Origin of the sequence: Vibrio galatheae (genome assembly GCF_000967545.1) — a bacterium.
Classification (GTDB): domain Bacteria; phylum Pseudomonadota; class Gammaproteobacteria; order Enterobacterales; family Vibrionaceae; genus Vibrio; species Vibrio galatheae.
In genome coordinates this window covers 36,058-51,841 of sequence record NZ_JXXV01000019.1, presented here as the reverse complement: position 1 = coordinate 51,841, position 15,784 = coordinate 36,058, and the positions used below count along the sequence as shown (strand labels likewise).

Below are 15,784 nucleotides of genomic sequence, written 5' to 3'. Positions count from 1 at the left end.
GTATCTTGTAAGTAGCGAGCCTTACGGGCGAGCAACAAAACCTACAGCTTGATAGGCTTTCTTCAATGTTTCAGCCGCACGTGCTGATGCTTTCTCCGCACCTTGCTTCATTACTTGATCCATGTAGGCGCGATCGGCGCGAATACGATGGTATTCAGCTTGGATTGGCTCCAACATCGCAACCACTGCTTCACCAACATCTTTCTTGAATGGGCCGTACATTTCTACACCTTGGTATTTGGCTTCGATCTCTGCAAAGCTCATACCTGTCGCTGCCGAGTAAAGACCCATCAGGTTTGAGATACCAGCTTTGCTTTCCCAGTCATGCGCGATACGTGGTGGCGTCTCGGTGTCGGTTTGCGCTTTGTTGATCTTCTTAAGAATTGATTTCGGCTCTTCCAGCAGAGTAATGACATTCTTACGGTTGTCATCTGATTTAGACATCTTCTTAGTTGCATCCTGAAGGCTCATTACACGCGCATTCACTGTTGGAATGTAAGGCTCAGGGACTTGGAAGATTGGCTGCTCTGGCGAGTAGATGTTGTTAAAGCGGTTAGCGATATCACGCGCTAGCTCAAGGTGCTGCTTCTGGTCACTGCCCACTGGTACTTGGTGAGCGCCATACAACAGAATATCTGCCGCCATCAAAACTGGGTAATCAAATAGACCAACGTTAACATCGCCAAACTGGCTAGAGGTGTCTTTCGAATAACGTGCTGATTTGTCTTTAAACTGAGTCATACGACCCAATTCACCCATCTGGGTGTAACAGTTAAGAAGCCAACCAAGTTGAGCATGCTCTGGTACATGTGACTGAACAAATAGCGTGCTCTTTTTCGGATCAACACCAACTGCAAGACAGATTGCGAGTGCGTCTAGAGTCGCTTCATGCAACGCTTCTGGCTCTTGACGAACCGTAATGGCATGAAGGTCTACCACACAGTATTGGCAATCATAGTCATCTTGCATCTGCTGCCATTGACGTAGAGCACCCAAGTAGTTACCGATACTTAGTTCACCTGATGGTTGAACACCACTCAATACGATGGGTTTGCTCATGGGAATAATTCCTTTGACTTCTTATGCTAAAAAATGAAAAACCGCGTGGACTCTACCCACACGGTTTACTCAGTGTACTCATTAACAAGTATTTTGGAAGATTTTTCGTCTCTGTTACACAGAAACCGCTACCGCTTCGACCAAATCTGCGATGCTATCGGCGACAAAGTCCGGATTAGAGGCAGAAATCGGCTCACCGTGATTGTAACCATAGGTTAAACCAAACGAGTGACAGCCTGCATTTTTCGCCGCTTTGATATCGTTACTTGAGTCACCCACCATAAGCATTTCGCTTGGCTGGCATTTGTGCTTATCGAGCAACCAATTCAATGCCATTGGGTTAGGCTTTTTCTCTGGGAAAGTGTCGCCGCCAATCACATCAACAAAGTATTGCTCGATGCCATGCTTTGCCAACACATCCGGTACAAACTTAGACGGTTTATTGGTGACCAGCGCCATAGTAAAGCCTGCTTTATGCAGCTCGGCTAGCGTCTCTTTAACAGCAGGGTAAAGATGGCTAAGCTTATGACCACTTTGCTCGTAATACTCATCAAACAGTTGACGGGCTTTTTTATGCAGTTGTGGATCAAGCTGTGGGTCTACCGTCAGGCTGCGACTCAAAGCGCGACCGATAAGCACGTCAGCGCCATTGCCGACATAATCACGAACTTGCTCTTCAGTGACAGCAGGGTAACCCAAGGCTTGTGCTGCTTGGTCTGCCGCGATAGCTAAATCAGGCACGCTATCAAGTAGCGTACCGTCTAAATCAAATGCGATTAGTTTAATGTTGCTCATTGAATTAGTTTACCTTTGCTAGCTCTGCGCGCATTTGGTCGATGACTTGCTTGTAATCTGGCTGGTTGAAGATGGCCGATCCTGCGACGAACATATCCGCGCCCGCTTCTGCGATCTCTTTGATGTTCTCTACCTTAACCCCGCCATCGATTTCTAGGCGGATATCACGGCCTGACTCTTCGATCATTTTGCGCACAGCGCGCAGCTTATCCAGCGTCTTAGGAATGAATGACTGTCCACCAAAGCCTGGGTTGACCGACATCAGCAGAATCATGTCAACTTTGTCGATAATGTATTCTAGGTGTGACAGCGGCGTGGCAGGGTTAAGCACCACACCCGCCTGACAACCATGCTCTTTGATTAACTGTAATGTGCGATCAACGTGCTCAGAGGCTTCGATATGGAAAGTGATCATTGATGCGCCTGCTTTAGCAAAATCAGGAATGATGCGGTCTACAGGTTTAACCATCAAATGCACATCGATAGGTGCAGTGATGCCATAATCACGTAGCGCCTGACAGATAGGGGCGCCGAAAGTCAGGTTGGGTACGTAGTGGTTATCCATTACATCAAAGTGAACCACATCAGCACCCGCTGCGAGCACTTTCTCTACGTCTTCGCCAAGGCGAGCCATATCTGCAGACAGAATCGATGGAGCGATAAGGAAATCTTTCATACCTGACCTCTAGGTTGGATTGGGCATCATTGCACAGTGAAGAAACTTTGCGCGCAATTCTACCTAAGCTAGAGGTCAGAAGATAGGGAAGCGTGATGAATTGTGATTATTTGCCTTGGTTAGGTTTAAACAGCGCCAATAACTCATCAACCTTGTTACGACCTGCGCCATTGCGGCTAATAGTACGTTTAACCTTGACCACATTCAGCTCCGCCCCATGGTAAAGGCGGCGTGTTAAGGTAGTATCGTGGTTAGAAATCAAAACAGGAATCCCGCGTTCAAGCGCTGCTTTCTCTGCAACATCAGCGAGGGCTGCTTGATCATCCAATGTGAAACCGTTACCTGCATAAGAGGTAAAGTTGGCCGTGTTCGACAATGGCGCATAAGGTGGATCGCAGTATACAACACTGCCTTTGCGCGCGCGTTTAAAGGTGTCGTGGTAACCCTCACACACAAAGGTCGCCTTGTTCGCTTTCTCAGCAAAAAACTCTAGCTCAGCTTGTGGGAAATAGGGTTTTTTATACGAACCAAACGGGACATTGAAGCCCCCTTTTTTGTTGTAGCGACACAGGCCATTGAAACCAAAGCGGTTCATATACAAAAACGCCAAAGAGCGATACATCACATCATCAGTGGCATTGAATTGGCTACGAACGTCAAGATACGCTTCTTTGCGGTTATTTTCTGGGCAAAACCAACGCTTCGCCTCAGTAATGTATTCTTCAGGACGCTCTTTGAGTAGATTGTAGAGGTTTATTAGATCTGGATTGATATCAGCGAGTAAGTATTGATCGTAGTCAGTATTAAGAAACACAGAACCAGCACCTACGAACGGCTCTACCAGCTTACGTGCTTCTGGCAAGTGACGCTGGATATCTTCGACAAGTCCGTATTTTCCACCCGCCCATTTGAGGAAGGCTCGCTGCTTCTTCATCTACTGCTCTATCTATCAACCACAAATTAAGGCTGCGGAATGTAACATATTTTGTAATTAATCTCAGACAATTTTCGGCATTCCACGCAGTTTATCGTCATCTTAGTTACCGCGCTCAAGCTCTCGTTGTACTTGGCTAAGTGACTTAGCCCAAGGTTCCAGATTTTGCAGCTCAGTAGGCAGACTTTGCACCGCATCGCGTGCGACCTGAATGGTTGGGTAATTTTGGTAAGTCACTATGTACCAATCCACGCCATTGCGCTCGGTTGGATAGATAAAGACTTGATTTTCCAGCTGATAACGGTCAATAAACCGCTGCACCTCTTCGAGTGATTGGACAGCGGCGAGCTGCAAAGTATAGCTGCGCGGAGAAAAGCTCTTGAGTTCATCTTTGGTGAAAGAGAATTTAATCACCGTTTCGCTTGGAGCTTGTTCTTCCAGCGCATTTTCTTCAGAGGCAGTAGGTTCACTTTCTACCTGTGGCTCAGGCTCTGCTGGCGTGTCAACTTTAGACTGCTCAACAACTTGGTCAATAGTGCTGGTATCCACTTGCTCTGGCTTACCTTCAAGCAAGGCATCCACCACATCGGAGGTAATAACCACGCGTTGCTGCTCGTCATCGGCATTGCCCACACTCGAGATTTGCTCGGTAACATCAGGCGGCAATGACAAAGAATCATCTTCGGCATTGGCCATCGTTGGATCAACAACGGGTTGAGGCTCAATGATGGTACTCTCGGCAGCAGAAGAGGCTTCTGGCAAGGTAGGAATCACCGTTTGTTCGATTGACTCAGCGATTTGCTGCGCTTTGTCATCGGGTGAAGGCTGCGACATCATCCACCAGTATCCCCCGCCAATTAACACCAGCAAGGTGATAACCAACAACATAATATTGATAGGTGAGCCCACAATTGAGCGGATAATGATCCTTTTTTCCACTTTTTGATCCCCTAGAGCCATGATATCGCCAGGACGACGAGCAACAGTTCGATACGCATTGCGCACGCGTTTTTCCATCTCATCTTCGACAAACCGAATCACTAGTTGTTCAAAGAATCGATCCGCTTCCTGTTGGCTAAGTGGTTCAATTTCAAGATCTATCGGCTTGTGTTCCTGACCATAACCTAAACGAGTCAGTAATGCATCTAGCGTGTTAGATTGAGCGAACAACAACACATTTACCGTCCAACCGGGGTTGACTTGCGCTTCAAGCACTAGCATCCATAACTCAGAGACAAACGATTCAGTCAGCAGATGAGCATCGTCTATTACGATCGCAACATCACATGTCTCGCCCTGCATGATGCGCGAAAATGATTCAACCAAGGAGTCCGCTGGATTAAAAAGCGGCTCTGAAATTAACTGAGTGAGGATCGTTGAACGGCGCTGGGCGTCATCTTGATTGGGGTAACACATGAGTAGTGACTGGTTCTTATCTTGTGCCCAAGCTTCAAGATAATGTTGCGCCAGCCAAGTTTTTCCGGCACCGGGCTCACCACCAAGTGTCACCAAGTTCGAGCCATAGTTGGTCAACAGCTGCAAACGTTCGAGCAGTTCTGTTTGTGAGTCTAACTCCAACACACGTGGATCATGCGCCAAGCTCATTGCGTTACCCTAATGAAAATACGCGTAATACCAAACTGACTCGTTAATTGGATAGCAAAGCCAGATTGGTAGTACCAAAAAAGATTTATACGGTGCGCGTGAAGTCGATAGCTTGTTCAATCACCGATTCTGGAACACCTTTTACCACTTCTGCTGTCCCTATACTGGTAGGGAGTACAAGACGAAGTTCACCAGAAAGGACTTTCTTGTCGCGCATCATATGCTTGATAAAATCAGCAAACGACATCGACTCTGGCGTCTGTACTGGTAGCTGGGCTCTCTTCAGTATAGAAATAATTCGCTCAACTTGCTGCTCATTGATAAGACCTTGAAGTTGCGCAGTTTTTGCCGCCATAATTGTACCAGCAGACACAGCTTCACCGTGCAGCCAATTACCATAACCTAACTCAGCTTCAATCGCATGACCAAATGTATGACCTAGGTTCAGCAATGCGCGAATTCCTGACTCTTTTTCGTCCTGAGCGACCACTGCGGCCTTAATTTGGCAACAGCGAGCAATCGCGTAAGTCAATGCTTGCTCATCCAGTTGATAGAGCTTATCGAGATTTTCTTCTAACCAGACAAAAAAGTCCTGATCGTAAATGATGCCGTACTTAATCACCTCAGACATGCCCGCAGCAAATTCTCTTGCTGGTAACGTCTTCAGACATTCCGTATCAATGATAACGGCTTTAGGCTGATAGAAGGCACCGATCATGTTCTTGCCGAGCTTGTGGTTAACAGCAGTTTTACCACCGACAGAAGAATCCACTTGGGATAAGAGCGTTGTCGGGATCTGAACAAAATCAACACCACGCTGATAACAGGCCGCAGCAAAACCGACCAAGTCACCAATCACACCACCACCTAACGCAATCACAACCACATCACGTGCGTAATTGCCTTCAAGCAAGAAGCTCATAATGGTGTTAAATGTGTCTAGCGTTTTGTGCTGTTCGCCATCTGGCAGCTCAAGAACAGACGCTTCGCAGCCCAGTTGTTCAAGGAGTGAAAGAATTTTATCAGCATAGAGCGGCGCCACAGTGATATTAGAAATCACCACCACTTTTTGTTTTGCTGATAAGAAAGAAAGGTGGGCCGGATCTGTGAATAATCCGGCACCAATTGAGATTGGATAGCTACGCTCATCTAAGCTGACCGTAATCCGTTCCATGGGTATTCTCCAGTTGCTAAAAGAAAGTCTTAACGTTCTTCTAGCATTTTTACGATCTGGTTGGCTACCACTTTTGCACTTTGATCGTCTGTACGTACTGTGTAATCCGCAATTTCTTCGTAAAGTGGGTTGCGTTCGCCAGCCAGCGATTCAAGCACTTCACGTGGATTATCAGTTTGTAGTAATGGTCGCTTCTTGTCGCGGTTAGTGCGAGCAAGCTGCTTTTCAATTGTTGTTTCAAGATAAACAACAATACCGCGTGCAGAAAGACGATTGCGGTTTTCTTTGCTCTTGATTGAACCACCACCGGTAGCAAGTACGATACCTTGCTCTTCAGTGAGGTCATTAATCACTTTTTCCTCGCGATCGCGGAAGCCTTCTTCGCCTTCCACATCAAATACCCAAGCGATATCTGCGCCAGTACGTTCTTCAATAACGGTATCCGAATCAACAAACTCCATATGCAGTTGTTGAGCTAGGTGTCTACCGATAGTGCTTTTGCCGGCACCCATAGGGCCAACAAGGAAAATATTGCGTTTCTCAGCCATGTTTAGCAGTAATTTACAACGTTAATTCAATGACATCGCCACAAGAAAAGCCAGTGTGAAACTAGCGATGGAAATGCTTGTGGCACCTATTCCTCACAGATAATTCGTGATAAGACCCGAAATTATCTAGATAAGGTGACCTTAATGCAAATTTATTTTCGTTCCAGAGCTAATTCTCGCTCGATAACCACTCTAGGCGTGACAAAAATAAGCAGTTCGCTTTTGCCCATCTGCTGATAGGTACGACGAAATAATGCCCCGAGTAAAGGGATATCGCCTAGCAAGGGAACTTTCTCGGTCGCATCGGTCACGCTGTGTTGGAAAATACCGCCGAGCACTATGGTTTCACCATTCTCCACCAGCACCTGAGTACCAATTCGCTGAGTATTAATCGCCACCGCTTCCCCAGTCCCGGTTTTAACCACTTCACCCGGCCTGTCTTGCGTCACGTTTAGATCGAGAATCAAGCGATTATCCGGAGTAATTTGTGGGGTCACCTTGAGGCTCAACACCGCCTTTTTAAATGACACACTGGTTGCGCCGCTGGATGACGATTCCAAATATGGAATTTCGCTACCTTGTTCAATATAAGCAGGTTTCTTGTTGGTCGTGATCAATCGTGGACTGGAAATAACTTCGGCTTTCGACTCTCTTTGCAACGCAGAGAGCTCTAGATCGAGCAGCATATCGGAACCAAGTTTTGCAACCTGAAAGGCAATGGTCGAGGCGTTGGTCGATGTCGCGGCCAAATTGACATTGAGCATCTCATCAATCGGCACTGAATCAAATAAGTTGTCTTCGATCGTTGCCCCAATCGAGGTTGTGCCATTGGTATTGCTAAATCCCCAACGCACACCCAGTTCTTCTAAATTGCCTTCATTGACGGTGACAATCCGCGCCTCTATTTGCACTTGTTTGACCGGTACATCGAGCGATTCTACGATCGAACGAATGGCATCAATATTGGGCTTTAAATCTCTTATCAATAGCGCGTTGGTACGCTCATCGACGCTTATCGTTCCCCGTGAAGACAACAGCCCCTGCGCTCCCTCGCCCTTGACTAAACTGGCGATATCGGACGCGAGCGCAAATTTAACCATAATAATTTCTGACGCTAGCGCCCCAAGCTGAAGACGCTCATCCAGCTCGGCTTTAGGTGCAATCAAGACCACATTGCCGTCGACATACATATCAAGCCCTTTGATATGTAAAATAATCACCAGTGCTTTCTGCCACACTACATCGTCCAAACGCAGGGTAAGATTGCCGGAAACAGTATCAGACACAACCAGATTAAAATCGTTATAATCCGCAATAAGCTGCAATACGTTGCGAACTGGAATATCTTGGAAATTGAGTGAGAGCTTAGTACTCTTGTGACCTAAAACTCCGTTGTCTTTTAACGGTGTGGCCTTAATTGAACTCACCACAACGGTTAGAACATTTCCTTGCTGTCGGTAGTCAAAATCAACCTCTCCATCAATTGTTACACCGATGAGCACACTATCGGGGTAACGGAAAACTTCGACTTGTCTCACTGGGGTCGAAAATTCAGAAACATCAAACACTTTAAGCAGATCATCGACCACTTGAGTATCAATAAGCTCAATGCTGATGCCTTGTTCGGTTTTTTGTATGTCAGTCGCCAAGCGCGGATGAGAGAGCGTAAAAACCATTTGTCCATTGCGCTTAGAATCTAGGGTAAAATCGACATCAAGCAATGTATTTTGCAGCTGTGGTTCGGCGAAAGCTGCGATAGGCAGGCACAGCAGTAAGCTTAAGAGGTAGCCCAAATATAGCGTCGTAACTGAAGCGATTCCTTTGTTCATCTTGGTTTTTTATCCATGGTTTCATTTTAATGCCAGCTTAATTTCACTCACCTGCCAACAACCAAGCGAATCTGGTCGATTTTCTTCAACCAGTACGTACTCTTTGGTCACCCGTTTGACCTTAGCTTGATGCTCGCCTAGGCGCTGACCTGACTCTATCCGCTTAACATTACCTGATGGCGATGCAATTAAAGCCGAAATACTGTCACCGCGCATCATGGTGCCTTTAAAGCGCAATTGACTTAGCGGATAGCGTGAAAATTGCCCCGAGTAAGCGAACAAGTCTGGCTGACGACACGGCTTTTGTTGTGCTTGAAACGAGGCAGTCCCACTACTTTGTGGCAGCTCAAATGGCTGACGAAGGCCTTGAGCTGTATATTTGGCAACTGAAACCACAGCGGTATGCTGCAAGGGCTGAACCTGAGTTTGGGCGTGCCGCTTAGCACTCGCCAGAAAATCAGCTAACGACTCTTGCTCGGCCTGACAACCAGCGAGCCCGATAGCGATCAGCAGCATGGGTTTAGAGTTCATCAGTCAGCTCCGATTTAAACTGATAGGTGTAAGCACGAACGGTTAGTTTAATCGTGTTACTATCTGGGTTGACCCGCTGCCAACCTACTTGGGTAAAATTGATCATTCGTGGCAAGGCCGCAATTGCGGCGCAAAATGCGCCAATATCATGATAGCTACCCGTCAATTCGATATTGAGCGGCAATTTATACAACAAACCCTGCTGCTGTTTATCGCCCCAATCAATGCGAGTCACGCTCAGTGTGTGGCTGAGAGCAAGTCGATTCACGGCAGCGAGAACTTTCGCCAACTCTTTTTGCTGCGGAAACTGACCAATCAGATGGTCATAGCGCAAGGTGAGTTGTTCGATTTTTGCTTCTAGCCGAGGCAGACTCATCGTCTTATTGATAGCGATTAACGTAGACGTTTTACTCTGCTGTTCCTGTTGCTTTAACTGGTTTAATTCATTCAACTTAGGTTGCAGATAAAACCAATAGCCGACAGCCTGCAGCGCAAGCACCAAGGCAATCACTAGCGTGAGTTGGAATAACAACGGCCATTGACTGATCTCTTCGACATCTAAGTCGGAAAAACTAATCCGTGCCATCGTTCTCACCGCGTAAAGTGAACGCGACCTTGTAAGCTTGATAGTTACGCGCAAACCTAACCGTGCCATCTACGATTGAATGCATTTCTATATTGGTCACCAGTGGCGATGCTTCTAAACTCTGCAACATGATTGCCAACAGGGAGGTGGATTCACTGATCCCTTCCAACTGAATATGCCCATCGTTCATCTTAACTTGGTCGAGATAGACACCCGCCGGAATCATTTGAGGAAGTAAATTCATGATATTCGTAGTTCTGTTGCGCTCAACTTGCAACGCTTGCACGAGATTTAATCTCGACTGTAACGCTTGATGAGTTTGTTCAAGCATTTGGAGTTGGTTCAGTTGTTCACTGAGTTGTAGTGTATAGCTTGCGAGATATTGATTACGCTGTTGCTGAAGAACGTATTGCTTATCTAGGTATACCCCGAGAGTAATTTGAAGCCCCACAGCCATCACTCCCCCCGCCAGCAATAACGCCAATAAACGCCTCTGGCGCGCTCGGCGCTTCTCCTCACGCCAATTCAGCAAATTGATCCTATGCAGCATAACTGTGATTCAACCAATCAATCCCACGCAGAGCCATTCCTGCCGCCGACGCATACTGGCTCCCCTCCGCGTTCTGCGCCACACAGTGCACTGCCGCTGACTCACTAAACAGAGCAAGCGGATTGAGCACTTGGCATTCAAGAGGCAAACTGCGGCAAAGCTCTTCTTGCCAGCAGCTTATGCAGGCAATGTTACCCACCAACCAAATACCTTGGATTGTCACATCGTGCACAGACGCTACTTGCTGGACACAACGTTGAATCTTGCCGATCACAGATGGATTGGCAAATGGTGAACGAAACGGATCGTCATGGGTTTTACTTTCACTCGTGTCGTTGGTCAGAATGATTTGTTTACAAAACGACGCCTTGTCTGGAAAGTCCATGCACAGAGAAAATTGGTCCATTTCAATGTCAATCATTAACCACTTTGATGTGCCTAACACGCTCGCGGATCGTTGCCACAAATTCACCAATCCGTGCGAACGCATATCAACCACTATCGGTTCCAAACCCGCACATTTAAACATCGCCACTTGCTCAGCGACCGTTGCTTTCTTGGTCGCATAAACTTGAAAATCTCTCGTCTCACCGGCGTTATCGAGTCCAAGTTCGACGTAATCTAGGTTTAACTCTTCAATTGGAAAGGGAGACTGACGAGAAAATGCATGGCTGATCGCGTACTCAACTTCTTGACTGTCAAGCTTGCTATCTATCTGTAATACCTTACTTATTACCGAATTGTCGGGTATAGATAATGCAACTTTTCGACTAAATCGCGGCAAACACTTCCTTAGTTCTTTGAGTTTCTTTACAATTTTCTGATAATTTGACATATGGTTATCAGAGAAAATGCCCGCTTCAAGCGGCAACTCTTGATGGTCAACAAGGGCCAAAGTGCGCTTGTTTGGCTTAAGAACCACCGCTTTGATACTGTGGTGACCAATTTCAATGCCTGTAACTAATGATTTACCCATGCAGCTTAGCTCCGTACTTTTGCTTAGCTCATTTGCTTAAATTGATGGTTAAATAAGCACATAGACACGATGAGCTAAATTTCTAGCTTAAAGTACAAGGGTTTGCATATAGCGAATCTAATCAATCAGGGAATCTCCGGTGAAGTTCATAAAGCGACTACTTATATTCACATTGATTTGCATAATTCTTGGGGTCGGTACGATATTCGGCTTCTATTCCTATGTGAAGCCAGAGCTACCAGACGTAGCGACACTGAAAGATGTAAAACTACAAACACCGATGCAGGTGTTTAGCCAAGACGGCAAATTAATCTCCCAATTTGGTGAGAAGCGCCGGATACCTGTCGCTTATGACGATATTCCCCAGCACCTTATTGAAGCGCTGATCGCAACCGAAGATAGCCGTTTCTACGACCACCCAGGCATCGACCCGATTGGTATAACCCGTGCCGCTGTTGTCGTTGCTCTATCAGGCTCGGCCAAACAGGGCGCAAGTACCATTACCCAGCAGTTAGCACGTAACTTCTTCCTTTCAAATGAAAAGAAGATTATGCGAAAAATCAAAGAGATCTTCATTGCGATCCACATTGAACAGCTGCTGAGCAAAGAAGAGATCATGGAGCTCTACGTCAACAAGATCTTCCTTGGTTACCGCTCTTACGGCTTTGGTGCCGCAGCACAGACCTATTTCGGTAAAGAGCTAAAAGACCTGACGCTAAGCGAAATCGCAACACTAGCGGGCATGCCTAAAGCACCATCAACGATGAACCCGATTTACTCGCTCGAGCGCGCTACCAACCGCCGCAACGTGGTACTGCTGCGTATGTTGGATGAGAAATACATCACTCAGGAAGAGTACGACCAAGCGCGCAGTGAAGAGATCCTCTCTCGCTACCACGGCGCAGAGATAGAGTTAAGTGCACCTTACGTTGCTGAGTTAGCACGCGCTTGGATGGTGGCACGTTATGGTGAAGAAGAAGCCTATACCTCGGGAATGAACATCTACACCACGGTTGACTCTAAACTGCAAGACGCAGCGAATAAATCGGCAATAGACAACTTGCTTGCGTACGATGAGCGCCATGGTTATCGCGGTGCTGAGAAAGTTCTGTGGCAAGCAGGAGCTGTCGCCTTTGATGAACAGCAACTCGACAAAACACTGGATAATGTCCCAACTTATGGTGAGCTGACTCCTGCCGTTGTGACTAAAGTAGAAAACAAACAAGCCACGGTCTGGATTAAAAATCACGGGGTAGAAACACTGGCATGGGATGGCATGAAATGGGCTCGTAAATTCCTCACCGATGAGCGCCAAGGCCCTGCGCCAAGTAAGGCGAAAGACATCTTGACAGAAGGTGAGCAAATTTGGGTGCGTCAGGTTGAAACAAAAGCTGACGAAGAGAGCCATTTTGCTTGGCATTTGAGCCAAGTTCCCAATGCCAACACCGCTTTCGTCGCAATGAACCCAGAAAACGGCGCTGTGTTGTCGTTGGTCGGCGGGTTTAACTTTATCCACAATAAATTTAACCGTGCCACTCAATCTGTTCGCCAAGTGGGTTCGAGTATCAAGCCATTTATTTACGCCGCGGCGATAGACAAAGGGTTAACACTGGCAACCTTAGTTAATGATGCACCCATCAACCAGTGGGACCAAAGTCAAGGTACGGCATGGCGACCTAAAAATTCACCACCGACTTATGTTGGCCCAACGCGCCTGCGGATTGGATTAGCCCAATCGAAAAACGTTATGGCGGTGCGCGTACTGCGCGAAGTCGGCCTCGACGAAACGCGTGAATACCTGACACGTTTTGGTTTTGATATTGACCAAGTGCCACGTTCGGAAACCATAGCGCTCGGTGCAGGTAGCTTAACACCCATGAAAATGGCTCAGGGCTACTCTGTCTTTGCTAATGGCGGCTACTATGTCGAGCCTTTCTACATTGAACGGGTAGAAGGTCCATTTGGCAATTTAGAGTTTAGCGCCTCACCCCAAGTCGTCTGTCGTCAGGACTGCACAGCAGCAGAGAACAATGACTCTGAGTTTGCTGAGCAAGATCTCTCGACAGAAACTGGCGAGCCTCAATTTGCCCCTCAAGTCATCTCAGAACAGACCGCATTCTTAGTTCGTGAAATGATGTACAGCAATATTTGGGGTGGTGGTAACTGGAGTGAAGGTACTGGCTGGAACGGTACTGGCTGGCGCGCACAGAAACTTCAGCGCCGCGATATTGGCGGTAAAACAGGAACAACAAACGACTCGAAAGATACTTGGTACAACGGCTATGGCCCAGATATGGTCGCAGTTGCGTGGGTGGGTTTTGACGATCACACCCGAAACTTGGGTAAGACCAAAGCAAACAGCAACCTAGATAAAGACCAAATCACGGGTGTAGAAGCTGGGGCTAAAACTGCTCAACCTGCTTGGGTCGACTTTATGCGTATCGCACTTGACGGTGTTCCGCAGCATGATAAACCGCTGCCAGAGCATATTGTTCGGGTGCGCATCGATAGAGACTCTGGTCTGTTGACCAACAAGTTCGACTCAAGCTCAATGTTTGAGTATTTCTTGGAAGGCACAGAACCAACCGAGTACGTGTCGAGTCAGAGCACTGACAGCATCTATACCTCGGAAAGTGGTGAAGAGCTGTTCTAAACGTTCGACTAAATAGAATCAAAAAGAGGTTGGTGTTTGCGCATCAACCTCTTTTTATTGGCTAATTACTTATTTTCGTCAAGACAGGTTTTAATGGTTTGAGCCAACTGTTCAAAACGAGCTCTTAATGGCGATCCTGGGCGGTATGCCAGCACAATGCTGCGTGACGGAACCGGATTAATCGCTGGGACGTAGCACACTCCATCTTTCTGTCGTTCTTTGGGCAATGACAATTCTGGCAACAAGGTAATACCCGCACCTGCGGCCACCATGTTACGTAAGGTCTCTAAGCTGGTGGCTTTGAATCGCTCATCGTCCTGCGCGCCCGCCGCGAAACAAAAGCCGAGAGCTTGGTCGCGCAAACAGTGACCATCACCTAGCGCAAGTACAGTTTTACCATTTAACTCAAGCATGTCGACTTGATCGAGCTTAGCCCACTCATGATTACACGGAACAGCAATGCTCAGCGGCTCGTTGTATACCTCAATTTCTTTAAATGGTGCGGTCTCGGCAACCGAGGCTAAAACCAAACAGTCCAACTTACCATCTTCTAACTGACGAACGAGTTGATGAGTCTGAGCTTCGTGTAAATACAGCTCCAGATCCGGAAAAGACTCTTTAAGTGTAGGTATGATCTTAGGTAGCAAGTAAGGACCTACCGTTGGGATAAAGCCGATGTGCATTGGGCCAACCATTTCTCCCGCTTGGCCGCTGGCCATATCTTTAAAGGTTTTCACCTCTGACAATATGCGCTTTGCTTGTTCCACCAGTTGTAAGCCAGCATCGGTGAACAACACTCGACGACTGCTGCGCTCTAACAGAGTGGTTCCCAACTCATCTTCCAGCTTGCGAATTTGACCACTGAGTGTCGGCTGGCTAACAAAACACGCCTCTGCGGCTTTGCGAAAATGTTTGTGCTCTGCCAGTGCAACCAAGTACTCAAAGTCTCGGATATTCATGCCTTCCCTCTCCTATAAAAGATAGAATTTACCTATCAAAACCATAACATCAAACGATTAGAGCTATCAAAGAGTTTGTTGAATAATATCTCCATCGAATCAGAGCACAGTCACAATACTGATAAGACTCAATGACTAAACTTATAAAAATCCATAAAAAGGAATCCTCTATGTTTGCATCTAAAGAAGGCCAAAACGTCCCACAGGTAACTTTCCCGACACGTCAGGGTGACACTTGGGTCAATATCACAAGCGATGAGTTGTTCAAAGACAAAACTGTGATTGTATTTAGCTTACCGGGCGCCTTCACTCCAACGTGTTCTTCAAGTCATTTGCCACGCTACAATGAGTTGTTCTCTGTTTTTAACGAGCATGGCGTTGATGAGATTATCTGTATGTCAGTCAACGATACATTCGTCATGAATGCTTGGAAAGCCGATCAGGAAGCAGAAAACATCCGCTTTATCCCTGATGGTAATGGTGAGTTCACTGACGGTATGGGCATGTTAGTGGATAAAAATGACCTAGGATTTGGTAAACGATCTTGGCGCTACAGCATGCTGGTCAAAAATGGTGTGGTTGAGAAGATGTTTATTGAACCAAACGAGCCGGGTGACCCGTTCAAAGTTTCGGATGCCGACACTATGCTTGGCTATGTCGCACCTAATTACAGAACTCAAGAATCGATTACCGTGTTCACCAAACCAGGTTGCCCGTTCTGTGTCAAAGCGAAACAGACCCTAATTGATCACGGTTTACAATATGAAGAAGTGATTTTAGGCAAAGATGCCACCACAGTTAGCTTGCGCGCCATCTCTGGCCGTACAACGGTACCTCAAGTTTTCATTGGTGGGAAACATATCGGTGGTAGTGAAGAGCTAGAGACTTACCTCGGTTAACAACACTCAA

15 protein-coding genes are annotated in these 15,784 nt (G+C 46.8%); 2 read left to right on the top strand and 13 right to left on the bottom strand.

Features of this window, described 5'->3' with window-relative positions; genetic code table 11:
* Positions 1–21 precede the first annotated feature (21 nt).
* From trpS to pilM, 12 genes are all read right to left on the bottom strand, one after another.
* Complete coding sequence (gene trpS / locus TW81_RS12635; protein WP_045956094.1) at positions 22–1,059, bottom strand: tryptophan--tRNA ligase; 1,038 nt, start codon at positions 1,057–1,059, stop codon at positions 22–24.
* Positions 1,060–1,173: 114 nt separating this feature from the next.
* Positions 1,174–1,854, bottom strand: coding sequence for a phosphoglycolate phosphatase (locus tag TW81_RS12630; RefSeq protein ID WP_045956093.1), 681 nt, complete (start codon positions 1,852–1,854; stop codon positions 1,174–1,176).
* A gap of 4 nt (positions 1,855–1,858) precedes the next feature.
* A complete protein-coding gene (gene rpe, locus TW81_RS12625) occupies positions 1,859–2,530 on the bottom strand; it encodes a ribulose-phosphate 3-epimerase (protein WP_045956092.1) in 672 nt (223 codons plus the stop codon).
* Positions 2,531–2,636: 106 nt separating this feature from the next.
* Positions 2,637–3,464: a Dam family site-specific DNA-(adenine-N6)-methyltransferase gene (locus TW81_RS12620; RefSeq protein ID WP_045956091.1), complete on the bottom strand. Its 828-nt coding sequence runs from the start codon at positions 3,462–3,464 to the stop codon at positions 2,637–2,639.
* Positions 3,465–3,566: 102 nt separating this feature from the next.
* Entirely contained in the window at positions 3,567–5,069 is a 1,503-nt protein-coding gene (locus TW81_RS12615) for an SPOR domain-containing protein (protein WP_045956090.1), read from the bottom strand.
* Positions 5,070–5,154: 85 nt separating this feature from the next.
* On the bottom strand, positions 5,155–6,243 hold the full coding sequence (gene aroB, locus TW81_RS12610) for a 3-dehydroquinate synthase (protein WP_045956089.1): 1,089 nt from the start codon (positions 6,241–6,243) through the stop codon (positions 5,155–5,157).
* A gap of 29 nt (positions 6,244–6,272) precedes the next feature.
* The gene (aroK, locus tag TW81_RS12605; RefSeq protein ID WP_045956088.1) at positions 6,273–6,791 is read right to left on the bottom strand and encodes a shikimate kinase AroK; all 519 of its coding nucleotides are present in this window, start codon (positions 6,789–6,791) and stop codon (positions 6,273–6,275) included.
* Between the two features lie 152 nt (positions 6,792–6,943).
* Positions 6,944–8,620 carry a type IV pilus secretin PilQ gene (locus TW81_RS12600; protein WP_045956087.1) on the bottom strand — a complete coding sequence of 559 codons (1,677 nt, stop codon included), beginning with the start codon at positions 8,618–8,620 and terminating at the stop codon, positions 6,944–6,946.
* Positions 8,621–8,641: 21 nt separating this feature from the next.
* The gene (locus tag TW81_RS12595; RefSeq protein WP_045956086.1) at positions 8,642–9,151 is read right to left on the bottom strand and encodes a pilus assembly protein PilP; all 510 of its coding nucleotides are present in this window, start codon (positions 9,149–9,151) and stop codon (positions 8,642–8,644) included.
* Positions 9,141–9,737, bottom strand: a complete 597-nt coding sequence (locus tag TW81_RS12590) for a type IV pilus inner membrane component PilO (protein ID WP_045956085.1) — start codon at positions 9,735–9,737, stop codon at positions 9,141–9,143. Before TW81_RS12590 ends, TW81_RS12595 begins: the two co-directional genes overlap by 11 nt.
* A complete protein-coding gene (locus TW81_RS12585) occupies positions 9,724–10,269 on the bottom strand; it encodes a PilN domain-containing protein (protein ID WP_239424364.1) in 546 nt (181 codons plus the stop codon). Before TW81_RS12585 ends, TW81_RS12590 begins: the two co-directional genes overlap by 14 nt.
* Before the next feature lie 7 nt (positions 10,270–10,276).
* Entirely contained in the window at positions 10,277–11,263 is a 987-nt protein-coding gene (pilM, locus tag TW81_RS12580; RefSeq protein WP_045956083.1) for a type IV pilus assembly protein PilM, read from the bottom strand.
* A 139-nt stretch (positions 11,264–11,402) separates the two neighbouring features.
* Between pilM and TW81_RS12575 the strand changes: the two genes are divergently transcribed.
* Positions 11,403–13,916 (top strand): penicillin-binding protein 1A, encoded by a 2,514-nt coding sequence (locus TW81_RS12575; RefSeq protein ID WP_045956082.1) that lies wholly within the window; start codon positions 11,403–11,405, stop codon positions 13,914–13,916.
* Positions 13,917–13,981: 65 nt separating this feature from the next.
* Here TW81_RS12575 and oxyR read toward each other — a convergent pair whose 3' ends face one another.
* Positions 13,982–14,875 (bottom strand): DNA-binding transcriptional regulator OxyR, encoded by an 894-nt coding sequence (gene oxyR, locus TW81_RS12570; protein ID WP_045956081.1) that lies wholly within the window; start codon positions 14,873–14,875, stop codon positions 13,982–13,984.
* Between the two features lie 170 nt (positions 14,876–15,045).
* Here oxyR and TW81_RS12565 point away from each other — a divergent pair, with 170 nt between their 5' ends.
* Positions 15,046–15,774: a redoxin family protein gene (locus TW81_RS12565; protein ID WP_045956080.1), complete on the top strand. Its 729-nt coding sequence runs from the start codon at positions 15,046–15,048 to the stop codon at positions 15,772–15,774.
* The last annotated feature ends 10 nt before the right edge of the window (positions 15,775–15,784 follow it).